Annotated in this window: 13 protein-coding genes; 9 read left to right on the top strand and 4 right to left on the bottom strand. The window is 69.5% G+C overall.

Annotated elements, in window-relative coordinates:
- Window positions 1–19: 19 nt before the first annotated feature.
- The 5 genes from AC1DOP_RS18585 (at window position 20) to AC1DOP_RS18565 (ending at window position 8202) form a co-directional block, all read left to right on the top strand.
- Window positions 20–3178: an efflux RND transporter permease subunit gene (locus tag AC1DOP_RS18585; RefSeq protein ID WP_477252686.1), complete on the top strand. Its 3159-nt coding sequence runs from the start codon at window positions 20–22 to the stop codon at window positions 3176–3178.
- An 8-nt stretch (window positions 3179–3186) separates the two neighbouring features.
- On the top strand, window positions 3187–4608 hold the full coding sequence (locus AC1DOP_RS18580; RefSeq protein ID WP_442122420.1) for an efflux transporter outer membrane subunit: 1422 nt from the start codon (window positions 3187–3189) through the stop codon (window positions 4606–4608).
- A 110-nt stretch (window positions 4609–4718) separates the two neighbouring features.
- The gene (locus AC1DOP_RS18575) at window positions 4719–5708 is read left to right on the top strand and encodes a M28 family peptidase (protein ID WP_442122419.1); all 990 of its coding nucleotides are present in this window, start codon (window positions 4719–4721) and stop codon (window positions 5706–5708) included.
- Window positions 5709–5721: 13 nt separating this feature from the next.
- Window positions 5722–6450: a haloacid dehalogenase type II gene (locus AC1DOP_RS18570; protein WP_442122418.1), complete on the top strand. Its 729-nt coding sequence runs from the start codon at window positions 5722–5724 to the stop codon at window positions 6448–6450.
- A gap of 123 nt (window positions 6451–6573) precedes the next feature.
- Window positions 6574–8202 carry a methyl-accepting chemotaxis protein gene (locus tag AC1DOP_RS18565; RefSeq protein WP_477252683.1) on the top strand — a complete coding sequence of 543 codons (1629 nt, stop codon included), beginning with the start codon at window positions 6574–6576 and terminating at the stop codon, window positions 8200–8202.
- A 12-nt stretch (window positions 8203–8214) separates the two neighbouring features.
- Here AC1DOP_RS18565 and AC1DOP_RS18560 read toward each other — a convergent pair whose 3' ends face one another.
- The 4 genes from AC1DOP_RS18560 to AC1DOP_RS18545 all read right to left on the bottom strand — a co-directional run bounded on the left by AC1DOP_RS18560 (window position 8215) and on the right by AC1DOP_RS18545 (window position 12631).
- Window positions 8215–9312 carry a hypothetical protein gene (locus AC1DOP_RS18560; RefSeq protein ID WP_477252681.1) on the bottom strand — a complete coding sequence of 366 codons (1098 nt, stop codon included), beginning with the start codon at window positions 9310–9312 and terminating at the stop codon, window positions 8215–8217.
- 688 nt (window positions 9313–10000) lie between these two features.
- Window positions 10001–10579, bottom strand: a complete 579-nt coding sequence (locus AC1DOP_RS18555; protein ID WP_442122414.1) for a DUF4337 domain-containing protein — start codon at window positions 10577–10579, stop codon at window positions 10001–10003.
- A gap of 8 nt (window positions 10580–10587) precedes the next feature.
- Window positions 10588–11949, bottom strand: a complete 1362-nt coding sequence (locus AC1DOP_RS18550; RefSeq protein ID WP_442122413.1) for a sensor histidine kinase — start codon at window positions 11947–11949, stop codon at window positions 10588–10590.
- A complete protein-coding gene (locus AC1DOP_RS18545; protein WP_477252678.1) occupies window positions 11930–12631 on the bottom strand; it encodes a winged helix-turn-helix domain-containing protein in 702 nt (233 codons plus the stop codon). The genes AC1DOP_RS18550 and AC1DOP_RS18545 overlap by 20 nt, the downstream gene beginning before the upstream one ends.
- 232 nt (window positions 12632–12863) lie before the next feature.
- Between AC1DOP_RS18545 and AC1DOP_RS18540 the strand changes: the two genes are divergently transcribed.
- Genes AC1DOP_RS18540 through AC1DOP_RS18525 form a run of 4 tightly spaced genes read left to right on the top strand, consistent with a single transcriptional unit; the run spans window position 12864 to window position 18793 of the window.
- Complete coding sequence (locus AC1DOP_RS18540) at window positions 12864–13250, top strand: hypothetical protein (RefSeq protein ID WP_477252676.1); 387 nt, start codon at window positions 12864–12866, stop codon at window positions 13248–13250.
- Window positions 13247–14518, top strand: coding sequence for a TolC family protein (locus tag AC1DOP_RS18535; protein ID WP_477252674.1), 1272 nt, complete (start codon window positions 13247–13249; stop codon window positions 14516–14518). Before AC1DOP_RS18540 ends, AC1DOP_RS18535 begins: the two co-directional genes overlap by 4 nt.
- Window positions 14515–15687, top strand: coding sequence for an efflux RND transporter periplasmic adaptor subunit (locus AC1DOP_RS18530; protein WP_442122409.1), 1173 nt, complete (start codon window positions 14515–14517; stop codon window positions 15685–15687). The genes AC1DOP_RS18535 and AC1DOP_RS18530 overlap by 4 nt, the downstream gene beginning before the upstream one ends.
- Window positions 15677–18793 carry an efflux RND transporter permease subunit gene (locus AC1DOP_RS18525; RefSeq protein ID WP_477252672.1) on the top strand — a complete coding sequence of 1039 codons (3117 nt, stop codon included), beginning with the start codon at window positions 15677–15679 and terminating at the stop codon, window positions 18791–18793. Before AC1DOP_RS18530 ends, AC1DOP_RS18525 begins: the two co-directional genes overlap by 11 nt.
- Window positions 18794–18797: the final 4 nt, after the last annotated feature.

The raw sequence follows: 18797 nt of genomic DNA, 5'->3' as shown, positions 1-18797 counted from the left end.
TTAGAAACAGGACTTCCCAATGGCTCGTTTTTTTATTGACCGCCCAATTTTCGCCTGGGTGATCGCGCTGTTCATCATGGTGCTTGGCGGCGTCGCCATCAAGCAGCTGCCGATCGCGCAATACCCGACCGTGGCGCCGCCGTCGATCGTCGTCAGCGTCGCCTACCCTGGCGCTTCCGCACAGACCCTCGAGGACTCGGTCATCTCCGTGATCGAGCGCGAGATGAACGGTTCGCCCGGCATGGTCTACATGGAGTCGACCAGCCAGGCCAACGGCACCGGCTCCATCACGATCTCCTTCGAGACCGGTACCGATCCCGACCTGGCCCAGGTCGACGTCCAGAACCGCCTGTCGCGCGCGACCCCGCGCCTGCCGGCTGCCGTGACCCAGCAGGGCGTGCGCGTCGACAAGGCCCGCTCGAACTTCCTGCTGTTCACCATCCTCTCCTCGGACGACCCGAACTGGGACCCGATCGCGCTGGGCGACTACGCCTCGCGTAACGTGCTGCCCGAGATCCAGCGTATCAAGGGCGTGGGCCAGGCCCAGCTGTTCGGTACCGAGAAGGCGATGCGCATCTGGATCGACCCGGCCAAGCTGGTCGGCTTCAAGCTGTCCGCTTCCGACGTCAACAACGCGATCCGCGCCCAGAACGCCCAGGTGGCGTCCGGCACCATCGGCGACCTGCCGCTGAACGTGGGCCAGCAGATCACCGCGACCGTGGTCGTGACCGGCCAGCTGTCGAACGTCGAACAGTTCGGCAACATCGTGCTGCGCGCGAATCCGGACGGCTCCACCGTGCGCCTGAAGGACGTGGCCCGCATCGAGATCGGCGGCCAGGCGTATTCGACCTCGGCGCGCCTGAACGGCAAGCCGTCCAGCGGTATCGGCGTGCAGCTGTCGCCGACCGGTAACGCGCTCGAGACCGCCAACCTGATCAAGACCCGCATGGCCGAGCTGCAGAAGTACTTCCCGCACGGCATGAAGTACGCGGTTCCCTACGACTCCACCAAGTTCATCCAGATTTCGATCAGCCAGGTCATCGAGACCCTGATCGAGGCCGTGATCCTGGTGTTCATCGTGATGTACGTGTTCCTGCAGAACATCCGCTACACCCTGATCCCGACCATCGTGGTGCCGGTCGCCCTGCTCGGCTCCTTCGCCACCCTGCTGGCGCTGGGCTTCTCGATCAACGTGCTGACCATGTTCGGCATGGTGCTGGTGATCGGTATCGTGGTCGACGACGCCATCGTGGTGGTGGAGAACGTCGAGCGCATCATGTCCGAGGAAGGCTTGCCGCCGCTGCAGGCGACCCGCAAGGCCATGGGCCAGATCTCGGGCGCCATCATCGGCGTGACCGTGGTGCTGATCTCGGTGTTCGTGCCGCTGGCCTTCTTCGCCGGCGCGGTCGGCAACATCTACCGCCAGTTCTCGGCGGTGATGGTGTCCTCGATCGCCTTCTCGGCCTTCCTGGCGCTGTCGCTGACCCCGGCGCTGTGCGCCCACCTGCTCAAGCCGGTGGAAGCCGGCCACCACATGGAGAAGCGCGGCTTCTTCGGCTGGTTCAACCGCACCTTCAGCACCGGCGCCAAGCGCTATGAAGGATTCGTCGGCAAGATCCTGCGCCGCACCGGCCGCGCACTGGTCGTCTTCGTGCTGCTGCTGGGCCTGGTCGGCCTGGTATTCACCAGGATGCCGAACTCCTTCCTGCCGAACGAAGACCAGGGCTACATCATCGCCAACATCCAGCTGCCGCCGGGCGCCACCGCCGAGCGCACCGACGCCGTGCTGAAGGCCGCCGAAGCCTATGTGCTGAAGCAGCCGGAAGTCGCCGACATGGTATCCGTGACCGGCTTCTCGTTCTCCGGCCAGGGCCAGAACATGGGTCTCGCCTTCATCCCGCTGAAGCCCTGGGACGAGCGCAAGGCGCAAGGCTCGGACGCACAGAGCCTGGCCGGCCGCATCACCGGGCACCTGATGGCGCTGCGCGATTCCTTCATCTTCGTGGTGAGCCCGCCGCCGATCCCGGAACTGGGCCGCGGCGCCGGCTTCTCCTTCCGTCTCCAGGACCGCGGCGGCCTCGGCCACGCAGCCCTGCTGCAGGCGCGTAACCAGCTGCTGGGCATGGCGATGCAATCCCCGGTTCTGACCGGCATCCGTCCGGAAGGCCTGGAAGATGCGCCGCAGCTGCAGCTGGAGATCGACCGCGACAAGGCGAACGCCCTGGGCGTGACCTTCGATGCGATCAACACCGCGATCTCGACCTCGCTGGGTTCGAGCTACGTGAACGACTTCCCGAACGCCGGCCGCCTGCAGCGCGTGGTGGTCCAGGCCGACGCCAAGGACCGCATGCAGCCGGAAGACCTGCTGCGCCTGAACGCCCTGAATACCAAGGGCCAGCCGGTGCCGCTGTCGGCCTTCGCCAGCACCAAGTGGATCAACGGTCCGCAGCAGACCACCCGCTACAACGGCTATCCGGCGATGAGCATCACCGGCGAACCGAAGCCGGGCTACTCGTCGGGCGACGCGCTGCAGGAGATGCAGAACCTGGCGGCCAAGCTGCCGGCCGGCTTCGCCTACGAATGGACCGGCCAGTCGCGCGAGGAAATCCTGTCCGGCTCGACCGTGTTCGTCCTGATCGGCTTCTCGCTGCTGGCGGTGTTCCTGGCCCTGGCGGCACTGTATGAGAGCTGGTCGATCCCGGTCTCGGTGCTGCTGGTGGTGCCGCTGGGCGTGCTCGGCTCGCTGCTGGCCGCGACCATGCGCGGCATGCCGAACGACGTCTACTTCAAGGTCGGCCTGATCACCGTGATCGGCCTGGCGGCGAAGAACGCGATCCTGATCATCGAGTTCGCGAAGGACCTGCAGGCGCAGGGCAAGTCGCCTATCGAGGCGGCGATCGAGGCGGCGCACCTGCGTTTCCGTCCGATCATCATGACCTCGCTGGCCTTCATCCTCGGCGTGCTGCCGCTGGTGATCGCCAGCGGCGCCGGCGCGGCTTCGCAGCGCGCCATCGGTACCGGCGTGATGGGCGGCATGATCACCGCGACCGCGCTCGGCGTGTTCTTCGTGCCGGTGTTCTTCGTGGTCATCCGCAGCATCTTCAAGGGCAGCAAACGCCAGCAGGAGATCTACGAGCACCACGCCGAAGCCGCAGGTATTGCGAAAGAAGAAATATGAACGGAACCATGAAAAAAGTCCTGACTCCCCTGGCCCTGGCCATGCTGATGACCGGCTGCGTGAACCTGGCGCCCAAGTACGAGCGCCCGGCCGCGCCGGTGGCCGGCGCCTTCCCGACCGTGGAAGGCACCGTCCACAGCGGCAACCCGGTGGCGGCCGAGGCCCCGGCCAACATCGCCTGGCAGCGCTTCTTCGCCGACGCCCGCCTGCAGCAGCTGATCCAGATGGCGCTGGCGAACAACCGCGACCTGCGCGTCTCGATCCTGAACATCGAGCAGGCGCGCGCCGCCTTCCAGATCCAGCGGGCGGCGCGTTTCCCGCAGGTTAATGCGGGCCTGACCGCCAACCGCGCCTCGACGCCCGGCGACGCGCCCCTGACCAGCGTCTACCAGGCCGGCCTGTCGGTGTCCGCCTTCGAGCTGGACCTGTTCGGCCGCGTGCGCAACCTGAGCGATGCGGCGCTGGCGCAATACCTGGCGACCGAGGAAGCACGCAAGACGGCGCAGATCAGCCTGATCGCCACGGTGGCCAATACCTACCTGGCCCTGCTGGCCGACAAGGAACTGCTGGACCTGACCCAGCAGACCCTCAAGACGCGCGAGGAATCGCTGCGCCTCTCCCAGCTGCGCTTCGATAACGGCGTGATCTCCAAGCTCGACCTGCAGCAGGCGGTCTCGCTGGTCGAACAGGCCCGCACCGTGCTGGCCCAGCAGCAGCGCCTTATCGCGCAGGACACGAATGCGCTGACCCTGCTGGTCGGCCAGACCATTCCGGACAACCTGCCGCCGGGCGCGACCCTGGCGGCAACCAACCTGCCGGACCTGCCGGCGGGCCTGCCGTCCGACCTGCTGGTCGCGCGTCCGGACATCCGCTCGGCCGAGCAGCAGCTGATCGCGGCGAATGCCGACATCGGCGCGGCGCGCGCGAACTACTTCCCGCGCATCTCGCTGACCGGCAGCGCCGGCAGCGCCAGCTCCGAGCTGTCGGGCCTGTTCAAGTCCGGCTCCTTCGGCTGGAGCTTCGCACCGCAGGCGATCCTGCCGCTGTTCGACTTCGGCGCCCGCCGCGCCGGCGTCGAGAGCGCCGTTGCCGGCCGCGACATCGCCGTGGCCCGCTACGAGAAGTCGATCCAGACCGCCTTCCGCGAAGTCTCGGACGCCCTCGCCGGCCAGGCCACCTTCAGCGAGCAGCTGCGCGCCCAGCAGGCCGTGGCGGCAGCGGAAAGCGACCGCTTCAACCTGTCGGACCTGCGCTACCGCAACGGCACCGCCAGCTACCTCGACCTGCTGGATGCCCAGCGTTCGCTGTTCACCGCCCAGCAACAGGCGATCGAAGCGAACCTGGCGCGACTGCAGAACCAGGTCACGCTGTACCGCGTGCTCGGCGGCGGCTGGACCGAGCCGGCGGGGAACACGACCGCGGCGCGCTGAGCTCTGAGTTACTCCGCGTAATTGAAAGCGCCCTACCGGGGCCGGCTTGTGATTTCGGTATCATGAAATCGCAGGCCGGCCCCGGTCTCTTTTTGCGGCGTCTTCATGTCATGCGAATCTTTCTGCGCGCACACTGGAAAGCCCTGGTCGCCATCGTCCTGCTGGTGGTGCTGGCGCTGTTCACCGTGAGCCCCGGCGCCGCGGTGCCGGAGATCCCGCTGGCCTCGCGCCTGCGCGCCCACGTGGCCGCCATCGATGCCGGCGAGCGCGGCGCGGCCACTCCGGCCAGGCGGGAACGGGCCGCGCGCTACATCGAGGACGTGCTGCGCGGCGACGGCTACGCGATCCGGCGGCAGCGCTACCAGGCCGGCGGACCGCATGCGCCCCGCCTCGTGCGCAATATCGAGGTCGCGGTATCGAATCTCGCGCCCGGCGCCAGGCCGACGCGCATCTTCATCGTCGGCGCGCGCTGCGACCCGGCGCCGGGCGACGACGACGGCAGCGGCACCGCGGCGGTGCTGGAGCTGGCGCGCCTGCTGAAGGACCTGCGGCCCAGTCAGGGCACCGAAGTGAAGTTCGTGTTCTTCATCGACGAAGAGCCGTCCTGGTCCAGGGATGGGGAACCGGGCAGCGCGCAGCGGCTCGAAGACGCGCCGGCGCCGCACGACGCCGGATGGTACGCGCTGCGGCGCCACGGCCGCAAACTCCCGCCCGGCGCGAAGGAGGATGCCGCACGTCCGGACACCGGCAGCCCGGACGCCGGCAGCTTCATCGCCTACGTCGGCACGCTCGAATCCTCGCGCCGGGTACAGGATGCCCTGTCCGCTTTCCGGGCGACTTCCGACCTGCCCTCCTACGGCCTGGCCGCACCGGCCTATGTGCAGGGCGTGACCCTGTCCGGCCACGCGTCCTATGGGCACGCCGGCTATCCCGCCGTCATGGTCACGGACACCGCCTTCCTGCGCTATCCCTACTACAAGATGGATGCCGGCGACCAGGCCGGTGACACGCCGGGTAGCCTCGACTACACCGCCACGGCGCGCGTGCTGGAGGGCCTGGCGCGCACCATCGTGGCGCTGGCAGCCGGCGCCCAGGGCTGAGCCGGGAGCGGACATGAATTGCAGGCTGCAGCAGGTCGGCTTCCTCGGTTTCGACGTGTTCGGCACGGTGGTCGACTGGCGTTCGGGCGTGGCGCGCGCGGCCGCGCCCTTCCTGGAGCGCTACGACATCGCACTCGATCCCTTCGACTTTGCCAACGCCTGGCGCGCGCTGTACCAGCCGGCAATGGAGAGCGTGCGTTCGGGCGAACGGCCCTGGGTCCGGCTCGACGTCCTGCAGCGCGAAAACCTGGAGCGGCTGCTCGCCGGCCATGGCGTGGCGGTCGACGATATTCCGGAGCAGGACCTGGCCGAGCTGACCCGCGCCTGGGACAGGCTGGACCCGTGGCCGGATGTCGCCGACGGCCTCGCGCGCCTGAAGCGCCGCTTCGCCATCGCACCGATCTCGAACGGCCATATCGCCGGCATGCTGCAACTGGCCCGCTTCGGCGGCCTGCCCTGGGACGCCATCCTGGGCGCGGAGATTTCGCGCAGCTACAAGCCGCAGCCCGCCACCTACCTGAAATCGCTGGAAGCGGCCGGCTTCGAGCCCGGCCAGGCGGCGCTGGTGGCCGCCCACAACGGCGACCTGCGGGCCGCGCGGGCGCTGGGAATGCACACCGTGTTCGTGCGCCGGCCGCACGAGTATGGACCGGACCAGGACCAGGACCTGCGGGCCGAGGAAGACTGGGACGTGGTTGCCGATTCGCTCATCGAGGTGGCGGATATTCTTGGCTGCGCCTGAGAAATATTGAACAGATCTCGGACGCGGCAAAATTGCCACAGATTGCGCCCTTCGCTCGAAAGAATTTCCATACCACAAGTAAATATCGCATACTTTCCCTACAACAAAAACCATGGGAGACACATGAAGTACCTGCTACGCCATACGCGCATCGGCACCCGCCTCGCCGTCGCTTTTGCCCTGATCCTGGTGCTCGCCACCATCGCCACCGCTTCCGCCCTCATGACCGCCCGCGCCAACGCCGAGGCCACCGAAAGGATGCTGGCCGTGCCGCTGGCCAAGGAACGCATGGTGTCCGACTGGAACGTGAACACCTATTCCGCGATCGTGCGCACCTCGCTGATTGCGCGCAGCACCGACAACACCCTCAGCACCGTCTTCGCCAAGGACATCGCCGACAGCGTCACCCGCAGCACCGAGATCATCAAGAAGGTCGAGCCCCTGCTCGTTTCTCCGGAAGAAAAGGCCAAGTTGCAGGAAGTGCAGGCCCTGCGCGCCAAATACCAGGCCGCCAAGGTCGAGGTGATGAATGCCAAGAAGGCCGGCGACTCCGCGACCGCCGAGCGCCGCTACGACGAGGGCTTCGCCCCCGCCGCCCAGGCCTATTCCGCCGCTCTGCAGGAACTGCTGTCGATCCAGCGCCGCACCATCGACGCAATGACCCGCGACAGCCGCGCCACCTATGAGGAACATTCCCGCCTGGTGCTGCTATTGAACGCTTTGATGATCGTGCTGGGCGCATTCGCCGCGGTGGCGATCACGCGCAGCATCGTCCGTCCGCTGTCGCGCGCCGTGCGTGCGGCCGAAACCGTGGCGGCCGGCGACCTCACCGGGTCCTACGACCACGGCCGCCGCGATGAGATCGGCGCCCTGATGCGCGCGATGCAATCCATGAGCGACGGCCTGGCCAAGGTCGTGGCCGAGGTGCAGGCCGGTTCGCGGACGATCGCCGCCGGATCGACCGAAATCGCCAGCGGCAACCTCGACCTGTCGGCGCGCACCGAACAGCAGGCCAGCTCGCTGGAAGAAACCGCGGCCTCGATGGAAGAACTCACCTCCACCGTGCGTCACAACGCGGACAACGCGACCCAGGCCAACCAGATGGCGCAGGCGGCCTCGCAGGTGGCCGCGCGCGGCGGCGAGATCGTCGGCCAGGTGGTCGATACCATGGGCGCCATCGACGGCGCCTCGCGCAAGATCGTCGACATCATCGGCGTCATCGACGGCATCGCCTTCCAGACGAATATCCTGGCGCTGAACGCGGCGGTCGAGGCGGCGCGCGCCGGCGAACAGGGCCGCGGCTTCGCCGTCGTGGCCTCCGAAGTGCGCAACCTGGCCCAGCGCTCGGCCACCGCGGCGCGCGAGATCAAGGCCCTGATCGGCGATTCGGTCGCCCAGGTGAACAATGGCACGACGTTGGTGCAGCAGGCCGGCGCCACGATCGAGGAAGTGGTCGCCAGCGTGGCGCGCGTGGCCGACATCATGGCCGAGATCACCGCCGCCAGCCGCGAGCAGAGCGCCGGCATCGACCAGGTCAACGCGGCGATCACGCAAATGGACCAGGCCACCCAGCAGAACGCGGCCCTGGTCGAGGAAGCCGCCGCCGCCGCCTCCAGCATGCAGGACCAGTCGGTACGCCTGGAGCAGCTGATGCGCCGGTTCCGCCTGGCGGAGACGGCCAGTGGACGCCAGCCCGGCGTCCGTCCGGTGCCTACGGCGTCCCGCCTTGCCGCACCAGCCGCCGCTGACTAAGGCCTGCGCCGGCTAAGGCCGGCGCCGGTACAGCCGGAATCGCTCGCGGTCGTCGGCCGGCCGCGTCCCCTCCCATACCGCGACCCACCGCCGGCCGTCGACCCGGCGGGGCGCCTCGCCGCGCCAGTCTTCCACCAGCAGCAGGCGGCAATCGGCGGCCTGCTTCGACTCCACTCTCTGCGTGACCACGCCGGTGTAATAGCGCAGCATCGCCCGCTCGCTCTCCCCGAGTCCGGGACTGGCGACGCACTCCGCACCCGGCGCCAGGAAGGGGCGCATCGAGGTGAAGACGTCCCGGTAGGATTTGACCTGGTCGACCCAGGGAGTGAACAGGCCTGCCGCCAACAGCCAGCAGAGGGCGAGACCGACCGCCCATGTCTGCAGTGCGACCTGGCGGGGCGCGCGCCAGAACATCAGCGCCAGCGCAGCCGCGCTCGCCAGCGCGCAGGCGCCGACGACGGCGGCATCGGGATGCCGGTCCGGCACCGGCGGCAGCTGGGCATACAAGCCATGCAGGTGCAGCGGATCGCCCGAAAACATGACATAGGCCCAGGTCAGCCACAGCAAGGCAGCGACGGCGCCGAAGACCAGCCGGGCGGCGCCGCGCCATGCGCGTTCCAGGCGTGCACCGGGCGACACGGCGCTGGACGCACCGAGCAGCGACAGCGGGATCAGCAAGGGCAAGGCGTAGCCGCCGCGTGCGGAAGCCGACAGGACCAGCACGCCCAGGATCACCCCTGCCATGACCAGGTTGGCCTGCAGCAGTTCGTTGGTGCGCAGGGTGCGCCGTTCGCGCCACAGGCTCAGCAGGGCTAGCGGCAGCGCCGGCAGCGTCACCCACCACAGATTCCTCGACCAGAAGCCGCTGTCGTGCGCCGCGCCCAGCTCGGGAACGGCAAAGCCGACGAAGCGCCCGATGTTGTTCACCCAGAACCAGTCGGCAAACAGCGCTGGCGAACGGGCATACAGGACGGCCGGCCAGATCAGGAGCCAGGGCAGCGCCGCGGCCAGGGCCGCCAGCCCGGTACGCAGATAGGCACGCCGGCGCCAGCAGCCCTTTCGCCAGGAAGCCGATGCCGACGCCGGTGCCGATTTCGAGCCCGCTCGCAACCGGCGACTGGCGCCATCGCGGCAGGCCGGCAAGTCCGACCGCCACGCCGGCCAGCAAGGCCAGGTCGGTCAGCATCAGGTGGGCGTAGGTTTCCAGTCCCACGCAGGCGAGCAGCACGAAGACCGCGGTGCGTCCGAACTCGCGCCCGCGCCAGCGGCGCCCGCAGCGCGCGACCGCGCCGCAGGCAAGCACGACGAAGACCCCGGCCGCCAGGCGGGCGCCGTCGCACATCGGGAGAACGCCGGCAAAGATCCGGGCGAGCGCCGCGGCAAGCCAGTAGAACAGCGGCGGCTTTTCGAGGAAGGTTTCGCCGGCCATGGTCGGCACCACCAGGTCGCCCGTGGCCGACATGCTGCGCACGATTTCCGCGATATAGGTTTCGTCCTGTTTCCACGGCTCGTGGCCAAGCAGGCCGGGCAAGGCATACAGGAGGATGAAACAGGCGAAGGCCCGGCTCGAGCCGGCCAGCACGAAGCGGCTGCGCTCGAACCCGCCCGCGGACGGCGCCGGGTCCGCCGGGCGCCGTCCGGCCTCGGCGGCGCCGCGAACCGGCGGCCTTTCACGTTCAATCAGGGAAGACTCGTAATCCATCGATGACCCAGTGCGTAAAGACTGCAGGTGATTCTAGTCCCGCATGCCGTAAGCATGGGTTACAGATTAGTCATCTTTGAAGCAGCTCATGCATCGTCAGGAAACGAGGAACGCGGAGGCCGCGGCGCCGAAGCCAGCCAGTGCCGACAGCCCGACGCCCCACAGCAGCCAGCGCCGCCGCGTCAGCACCGTGATGGCCGCCAGCGCCACCGCGATCTGCACGCAGCTCAGCGCCAGGGCCAGCCGCTCATGCGGGCGCAGCTTGGCGTCGGACTCCGCCGCCAGCTGGCGCGATTCCTCCTGCAGCTTCTCCGCCGTGCGCTGCACCCCGATCCGCGCCCGGTCTTCCTTGTCGCGCACGTCGGCGAAGCGCTGGCGCTGCGCCGGCTCGGTGGCCAGCGCCGCGGCGACGCCGGCGATCTGCGCCTTGGTCGACTTGGCCTGGTAATAGGCCCACTGGTCGCTGGCCTGGGCCTGCTTCAGGATGCTCTCGTTCTTCAGGAACATCGCCTCGGTCTGCGCGTTCCCGCTCTGGTAGTTGATGAGTGCGCCCACCGTCGACAGGATCGCCGTCATCAGCGCGACCTTCTGCGCCAGGCCGTCGCGTTCGCGCTCGGCGGCTTCTTCCAGCGCATGCTCGTGCGGGCTGGGCACTTCGTAATCGTCGTCGTCCATGGCGGCTCCTAATCGCGGAAAACCAGGCTGGCTTCCAGCCCCGGTCCGGCGTTGCGCAGGCGCAGGCCGGCGCCGTGCAGTTGGGCGATCGCGGTCACGATCGACAGGCCGAGGCCGTTGCCCGGCAGGTGGCGGCTCTGATCGACGCGGTAGAAGCGTTCGCACAGCTTGCCGATATCGGCTTCCGGCACGCCCGGGCCGTAGTCGCGCACCGACACCACCGTTTCTTCCTGGCTGGCGTACACGCCGACGTCGACCCAGGTGCCGGCGGGGGCGTACTTGATGGCGTTGTCGATCAGGCTGGCCAGCGCCGTCGCCAGCAGGTCGCGGTCGCCGCGCACGCTCGGCGTCCCGGTGCCGACATAGCGCAGCACCATGCCGCGCTCCTCGGCGGAGGCTTCGTACAGCTCGGCCATGTCGCGCGCGATGGCGGCGATGTCGACCTGGCCGAAGGAGCGGGTCCGCACGCCGCTCTCGGCGGCCGCGATCTGCAGCAGCTTGTCGAACAGGCCGATCACGTTGTCGATTTCTTCGATCGCCAGGCGGGCGTCGCCGACCAGGGCCTGGGGATCGGCGGTGGCGGCGAGCGCCCGCTCGAGGCGGCTGCGCACCCGGCCCAGCGGCGTGCGCAGGTCGTGCGCGATCGAGTTCGACACATGGCGCACACCTTCCATCAGGGACTCGATACGGTCGAGCATCTGGTTGATGTCGGTGCCGAGGCGCGCGAACTCGTCATTGCCCTGCACCGCGATGCGGCTCGACAGTTCGCCGGCGGCGATGCGCGCGGCGGTGCGCCGGATATGGCCGATACGGGCGTCGATCTGGCGCCGGAACAGCAAGGCCCCGGCAAAGGCCAGCAGCAGCGAGATCGAGGCGCTGATCAGGAGCGCGCGCTCGACCACCTCGCGGATGGCGTCGAGTTCGCTGAGATCGCGCCCGACCACCAGTTGCCGGCCGCCGCCGAGCGGCATGGCCAGCAGGCGCACCGACACGACGCCCTTCCTGCGCTTCATCGTGTCGAACACCAGCTGGCCCTGCGGCGCTTTGCCCTGCCAGGGCGGCAGGTTGCCAGCCAGCAGATGGCCGCTGCCGTCGAGCAGGCCGACCAGTTCGGTGTCGCTGTCGATGCGGTCGTGCAGCTGCAGGTCGATCTGGCGTATCAGCTCGGCGTCGCTGCCGGCATTCCACGCGCTGACCAGGCGCAGCGCGATGGCCTGGATCTTGTTGTCCATCGAACGTTCGAACACGCCCACGGTGCCGGCATAGAAGACCGTCGACAGCACCGCCACCGACAGCGCCACCAGCAGGCCGTAGCCGACCGCCAGCCGCGCGACGATCGAGCCGCGCAGGCTAAGCCGCAGACGGGCCATAGCCTGAGGCGCTCAGCACATAGCCGGCGCCGCGCACCGTGTGGATCAGCGGCGGGTCGAAGTCCTTGTCGATCTTGCTGCGCAGGCGGCTGATCTGCACGTCGATCACATTGGTCTGCGGATCGAAGTGGTAGTCCCACACCCCTTCCAGCAGCATGGTGCGGGTGACGATATGGCCTTCGTGGCGCATCAGGTATTCCAGCAGGCGGAATTCGCGCGGCTGCAGCAGGATCGCCACGCCACGCCGCGTGACGCGGCTGGTGCGCAGGTCGAGCTGCAGGTCGGCCACCTGCAGCTGGCTGACCTCGTGCGCCCAGCTGGCCCGCCGCGTCAGGTTGGCCACGCGCGCCAGCAGTTCCGACATGACGAAGGGCTTGACCAGGTAATCGTCGCTGCCGGCGCGCAGGCCGCGCACGCGCTCGTCGACGCTGCTCAGGGCGCTCAGGATCAGCACCGGTGTGGTGTCGCCGCGCCCGCGCAATTCCTCGAGGATGCCGACGCCGTCGACCTGGCCGGGCAGCATGCGGTCGAGCACCACGATGTCCCAGTGGCGTTCGCGCAGCTCGCGGCTGCCGTCGGTGCCATTGTCGAGCGTGACCACGGTATAGCCGGCGGACTCAAGGCCGGTGCGCAGGTAGCTGCAGGTTTCGGCGTCGTCTTCGATGACAAGACAATGTGGCATGGCAATAGAAAAAAGGGGCCGGCGGCATGCCGGCTCGAACAGGCAGTATAGGCGAGCTGCGGATTGCCCGGCATTACCGATCGGTAAGCTGGGCGTTTCTGCAACGGCAAGCCCTGGCCGGATTAAGACTTCGTAATGATTACTCGATGGTAATCTCGCCCCGCTTGCGCCTGCCTATCATGCGTGGCTGTCCAGTGCGAATTTTCCGCGCGTATTTTCCTCAGAGGATAGCATGCGTATTGGCTCACTCATCATCGGCCTGGCGGCCTGCGGCTGCCTGGCTTCGTGCGTCCAGGCCCTCGGCCACGGCGAGGTTGACTGGGACCATGGCGCCCGCCGCGCCAGGGTGCTGGCGACACTCGGCCCGCAGGCGGCCGAAGCCGAAGCGCGGACCTGCGTTCCGGATGGCTGGGACTGGCAGGCGGACCGACGCTACGTGCGGGTACGCTACCGCGGCGTGCGCCTGCACCGTGAGACCGTCGCGACGGTAGCGGAAGGCCTGGCGCCGCAGCCGGGCGACGAGGTCGAGCTGTGGCCGCAGGACTGCCGCGCCGGGCGGCTGGCGCGCGTCGAGCGTGTGCTGTCCCCACCGGCCGCCGATCTGGGGGGCCGGCAGTGAAACCTTTGCGCAAGACCATCCTGCCGCTGCTGGCCTGCTGGCTGGCCGCCGGCCCGGCCGCCGCCCAGGCCCTGCGTCTCGACGAGGCGCTGGCGCTGGCCTACGGCCGCAACCACGACCTGAAGTCCGCCGCGATCGCCGTCGACAGCGCGGCCGCGGCCGTGACCAGCGCCTCTGCCGCGCCCAATCCGGTGCTGACGCTGCAAACCATGAACATCAATCCGGCGGCCGGCATCGGCTCCGGTCCGCTGCGCAGCAAGACCGTCGACAGCGCGGTGCGCGTCGACCAGCTGATCGAACGCGGCGGCAAGCGGCGGCTGCGCGCCGCCGCCGCCGGGCAGCTGGAGCAGGCCGCACGCTTCGATCTCGCGGACGCGCGGCGCCAGCTGCGGCGCGACGTCGCCGGCGCCTATTACGACCTGCTGGCGGCCCAGCGCCGCGCCGGGATCGCCGCCGAGTCCGCGGCGCTGGCCGACCATGCGATGCAGGCGGCCGAGACGCGCCGCCGCGCCGGCGACCTGGCCGGCGCCGATACGGCCCGCCTGCGCATCGACACCCTGCGCGTGCACAACGATGCCGACGACGCCACCGCCGACCTCGACCAGGCCCGGCGCGCGCTGGCCCTGTTGCTCGGCCTGGACGACGCGGCGGCGCTGAGCGCGGCCGACGACTGGCCCGCAGCGCTGCCGCCGGCGGTGCTGGAAGCGGCTGCGGACGCCGCGATCGAAGCGCGCGCCGACGTCGCCGCCGCGCGTGCGCGCGTGCAGGCGGCCCGGACGGCGCACGAGCTGGCGCTGGCGGGACGCACGCGCGACCTGACGGTCGGTGTCCAGGTCGACCACTACCCGGCCAGCGCCGCCAATCCCCAGGGCAGCGGCAACAGCATCGGGGTGTCGGTCCAGGTGCCGCTGTTCGTGCGCTACGCCATGCAGGGCGAGATCCGCAGCGCCGCCGCCGCGCTCGACGCCGCCGAGGAAAACCTGGCCCGGACGCGGCAGAACGCACGCGCCGAGATCGGCAAGGCGAGAGCCCAGGCCGAAGCCGGCGCCCGCCGCGTCGAACGCTACGACGGCGAACTGCTGCCGGCCGCGCGCAAGGCCGACGACACCGCCGAATTCGCCTTTGCGCACGGCGCCATCGGCGTAATGGACGTGCTGGACGTGCGCCGCGCCTGGCGCGCCGCCCAGCTCGACGCGCTGGCGGCGCACGCCGATTTCGCCAAATCCCTGGCGGCCCTCGACGCCGCCCTCTCACGAGAGCACCCATGACGAAGAATCAGAAACGACTGGCGCCGCTGGCGCTTGCCCTCCTCGCCGCCGGGCTCGGCTGGTACGCCATGCGCCCCGCCGCGGAACCGGCGCCGCAGGCACGGACGCAGGCGCAAGCGCAGGCGGCTTCGCGCGCCGGCCAGGATCAACTTTTCAGCCTGCCCGATGGCGGCGCCCAGATGTCCTTCCTCCGCATCGTCCCGGTCAGCGCCCAGGCCCTGCCCGTGGCCGAGCCGGTCGCCGGCCGCATCGCCTACGACGAGGACCGCACCAGCCGGATCGCCTCGCCGGTGCAGGGCCGCGTCACGGCCCAGCGGGTCGACGTCGGCGACAGCGTGCGCGCCGGGCAGCTGCTGGCGGAACTCGATTCGCCCGACCTGGCCGGCGCCCAGGCCGACGAACGCAAGGCCGCCGCCGACGAAGAGCGCAAGCGGCTGGCGCTGGCGCGTACCCGGATGCTGGTCGAGGCCGACGTGCTGGCCCGCAAGGACGTCGAGAACGCGGACGCCGACTACCGCCAGGCCGACGCCGAGGCGCGCCGCGCGCGCCAGCGAATCGGCAACCTGCATGCGCAAGGCAAGGTGGACGGCCGTTTCGGCCTGCGCGCGCCGATCGCCGGCACCGTCGCCGACCGGCAGCTCAACATCGGCCAGGAAGTGCGGCCGGACCAGGCCAATCCGCTACTGGTGATCAGCGACCTGCGCCACCTGTGGGTGATCGCCGACGTGCCCGAGCGCGTGGCCGCCTCGCTGCGCCCCGGCCAGCCGGTGCTGGTGGAGACCGATGCCTTCCCGGGTAAAAGCTTCCACGGCCGCATCAAGCGCATCGGGGTGGCGGTCGATCCGGTCTCGCGGCGGGTGCAGGTGAGATGCGAACTGGACAATCCAGACGGCAGCCTGAAGCCCGACATGTTCGCCCGCGTCGCCTTCGTGCCCGCGGCTGGCGCGGCGCAAGCCCTGCCGGTGCCGAACACCGCACTGGTGACCGAAGGCCTGTACACCTACGTGTTCGTCGAACGCGACCGCGGCACGTTCGAGAAGCGGCGCGTGCGCGTGGCACTCGGCGGCGCTACCCACAGTTATATCGATACCGGCCTGCACTCGCACGAGCTGATCGTGACGGAAGGAGCGCTGCTGCTCAATGCGGAGGCGTCGAACCATGCTGGCTAAGTTCATCGACCTGGTGCTGCGCCAGCGGGTGGCGGTGCTGTTCCTGACCGCCTGCCTGGCGGCGGTCGGCTGGCATGCGCTGGACGACCTGCCGATCGAAGCCTTTCCCGACGTGCAGGACGTGCAGGTGCAGGTGGTGACCCAGCTGCCCGGCCAGGCGGCCGAGGAAGTGGAGCGGGTGCTGACCCTGCCGATCGAGCGCGAGCTGAGCGGCGTGCCGCGCCAGACCCAGCTGCGTTCCGTAAGCATCGGCGGACTGTCGGTGATCACCCTCACCTTCGCCGACGGCACCGACGATTATTTCGCCCGCCAGCAGGTGCTGGAACGGCTGCAGAACGTGACCCTGCCGGCCGGCGTGCAGCCGGCCCTGGCGCCGCTCAGTACCGCGGTCGGCGAAGTATTCCGCTACGTGCTCGAGGTGCCGTCGGACATGCCCGGCAACGAGGCCAGGGCGCTGCAGGACTGGGTGCTGCGCCCGGCGCTGCGCTCGGTACCGGGCGTGGCCGACGTGGTCAGCTTCGGCGGCACCGTCAAGGAATACCAGGTACTGGTCGATCCGCTGGCCCTGAACCGCTACGGCGTCACCCTGGACCAGGTGCGCCAGGCCCTGAACAATGCCAGCGCCAACGCCGGCGGCGGCCTGGTGCGCCGCGGCGACGAGTCCCTGGTGGTGCGCGGCATCGGCATCTTCGAGCGCATCGAGGACATCGGCCGCGCCGTGGTCAGCGCCAGCAACGGCCGCACCGTGCTGGTGTCGGACGTCGGCCGGGTCGAGGTCGGCCACAGCCCGCGTTCCGGCATCGTGTCGTTCAACCGCGCGGACAGCGTGGTCGAAGGCATCGTCCAGATGAGCAAAGGCGCGAACGCGGCCAAGGTCGTGGCCGACGTCAAGCAGGCGGTGGAGCAGCTCGGCGCGCGGCTGCCGCCGGGCGTGCGCATCCGCACCATCTACGACCGCAGCGAGCTGATCGGGCATACGGTACGCACCGTGGCCGAGAACCTGGTGGTGGGCGCGCTGCTGGTGATCGCGATCCTCGTCATCTTTCTCGGCAACTGGCGCGCCGCCCTGATCGTGGCCGCCGTGATCCCGCTGTCGCTGCTGTGCGCCTTCATCGTGCTCGACGCGCGCGGGATTCCGGCCAACCTGATCTCGCTCGGCGCGGTCGACTTCGGCATCATCATCGACAGCGCCGTGGTGCTGGTCGAGGCGCTGCTGGTGCGCCTGCACCTGCAGGCGCGCGCCGCCCACCCGCCATCCGCGGAAGCGGCGGTCAGGGACACGGTGGCCGGCCTGGGCCAGCCCATCCTGTTCGCCAAGGCCGTGATCGTGGTCGCTTTCATCCCCATCTACACCTTCCAGCGCGTCGAAGGCAAGATCTTCTCGCCGGTCGCGTTCACGCTCAGCTTCGCGATGCTGGGCGCCCTGCTGCTGACCATGACGCTGCTGCCCGCACTGCTGGCCTGGGCCCACCGCGCCAGCCCGCTGCGCGAGCGGCCGAATGCCTGGCTGGCGCGGCTGCAGCGGGCCTACCGCGCCTTCCTGCTGCGCGCCCACGCGCACCGGCTTGCGGTGTTCGGCGCCTCCGCCGCGCTGCTGGCGCTGACCTTGGCGCTGGCGCCCCTGCTGGGCAGCGAATTCCTGCCGAAGCTGGACGAAGGCAACCTGTGGCTGACCATCGAGCTGCCGACCTCCAGCTCGCTCGAGACCACCAGCGGCATCGAACACCGGGTGCGCGCCATCCTGCAGTCCTACCCCGAGGTCGGGAATATCGTCGCGCACGTCGGCAGGCCGGATGACGGCACCGATCCCAAGGGACCGAACAATATGGAGGTCCTGGCCGACCTGCGCCCGCACCAGGAGTGGCGCTTCGCCGACAAGGAAGCGCTGGTCGCGGACATCTCGCGCCGCATCCATGCGCTGCCGGGCGTGCCGACGAATTTTTCCCAGGTCATCGAGGACAACGTCGAGGAAGCCCTGTCCGGCGTGAAGGGCGAGATCGCGGTCAAGCTGTACGGCCCCGACCTCGCGGTACTCGGCCGCAAGGCGGAACAGGTGGCCGAGATCCTGCGCGGGATCCGCGGCGCCGCCGACGTCGAGGCGGTGCGCATCGGCGGCCAGAGCGAACTCGATATCGCCATCGACCGCGAGCGCATCGCCCGCCTCGGCCTCAACGTCGCGGACGTGAATGGCGCGATCCAGGCCGCGCTGGGCGGGATCGCCGTCAGCCAGTTCTACGAAGGCGACCGTCGCTTCGACCTGACCCTGCGCCTGGACGAGAAGGCCCGCGATTCGCTGGACGGCATCGGCGCGCTGCAGGTCAGCCTGCCAGGCGCGGCCGGCAGCGTGCGCCTGGCCGACATCGCCCGCATCGGCACCCGCCAGGGCGCCGCCCGCATCAGCCGCGAAGGCGGCCAGCGCAACGCCTCCGTAAAGGCCAACCTGCTGGGCCGCGACCAGGGCAGCTTCGTCGCCGAAGCGCAGGCCAAGGTGGCCGCGCAGCTGCAGCTGCCGCCCGGCTACCGGATCGTGTGGGGCGGCCAGTTCGAGAACCAGCAGCGCGCGCTGCGGCGCCTGCGCATCATCGTGCCGCTGACCGCCTTCCTGATCTTCGCACTGCTGTTCGGCGCCTTCCGCTCGGTGCCCAAGGCCTTGCTGGTGCTGGCGATCGTGCCGTTCACGCTGGTCGGCGCGGTGGCTGGACTGGCCCTGGCCGGACTGCATTTCTCGATCTCGGCGGCGGTCGGCCTGATCGCCGTGGCCGGCATCTCGGTCCAGAACGGCGTGATCCTGGTCGAGCAGATCGTCGAGGTGGCGCGCGGCGGCATGGCGCCGTGGCACAGCGCAGTGGAAGGTGCGGTGGGCCGCCTGCGTCCGATCCTGATGACGGCCCTGATGGCCGGCCTGGGCCTGCTGCCGGCCGCGCTGTCGCATGGAATCGGTTCGGAAACCCAGCGCCCGTTCGCCGTCGTGATCGTTGGCGGCATCGTCTCGGCGACGATCTTCACGCTGGTGCTGCTGCCGCTGGCCTATCCGTATTTTTCCGGACGCGGCCCGCGTCGCGAGGCCGCGGCGCCGGCGCAACCGGCCGAGGAGCCGGTAACTTGAGAAG

Source organism: Massilia sp. 01N410, from assembly GCF_056399665.1.
Note: the sequence above shows the minus strand (reverse complement) of the source record. Positions and strands in the feature narration are given on the sequence as shown.

Bases quoted from the DNA above. Each gene is read 5' to 3' on its own strand.
- AC1DOP_RS18585 (WP_477252686.1), top strand. From the start codon at position 20: ATGGCTCGTTTTTTTATTGACCGCCCAATTTTCGCCTGGGTGATCGCG.
- AC1DOP_RS18580 (WP_442122420.1), top strand. From the start codon at position 3,187: ATGAAAAAAGTCCTGACTCCCCTGGCCCTGGCCATGCTGATGACCGGC.
- AC1DOP_RS18575 (WP_442122419.1), top strand. From the start codon at position 4,719: ATGCGAATCTTTCTGCGCGCACACTGGAAAGCCCTGGTCGCCATCGTC.
- AC1DOP_RS18570 (WP_442122418.1), top strand. From the start codon at position 5,722: ATGAATTGCAGGCTGCAGCAGGTCGGCTTCCTCGGTTTCGACGTGTTC.
- AC1DOP_RS18565 (WP_477252683.1), top strand. From the start codon at position 6,574: ATGAAGTACCTGCTACGCCATACGCGCATCGGCACCCGCCTCGCCGTC.
- AC1DOP_RS18555 (WP_442122414.1), bottom strand. From the start codon at position 10,579: ATGGACGACGACGATTACGAAGTGCCCAGCCCGCACGAGCATGCGCTG.
- AC1DOP_RS18550 (WP_442122413.1), bottom strand. From the start codon at position 11,949: ATGGCCCGTCTGCGGCTTAGCCTGCGCGGCTCGATCGTCGCGCGGCTG.
- AC1DOP_RS18545 (WP_477252678.1), bottom strand. From the start codon at position 12,631: ATGCCACATTGTCTTGTCATCGAAGACGACGCCGAAACCTGCAGCTAC.
- AC1DOP_RS18540 (WP_477252676.1), top strand. From the start codon at position 12,864: ATGCGTATTGGCTCACTCATCATCGGCCTGGCGGCCTGCGGCTGCCTG.
- AC1DOP_RS18530 (WP_442122409.1), top strand. From the start codon at position 14,515: ATGACGAAGAATCAGAAACGACTGGCGCCGCTGGCGCTTGCCCTCCTC.
- AC1DOP_RS18525 (WP_477252672.1), top strand. From the start codon at position 15,677: ATGCTGGCTAAGTTCATCGACCTGGTGCTGCGCCAGCGGGTGGCGGTG.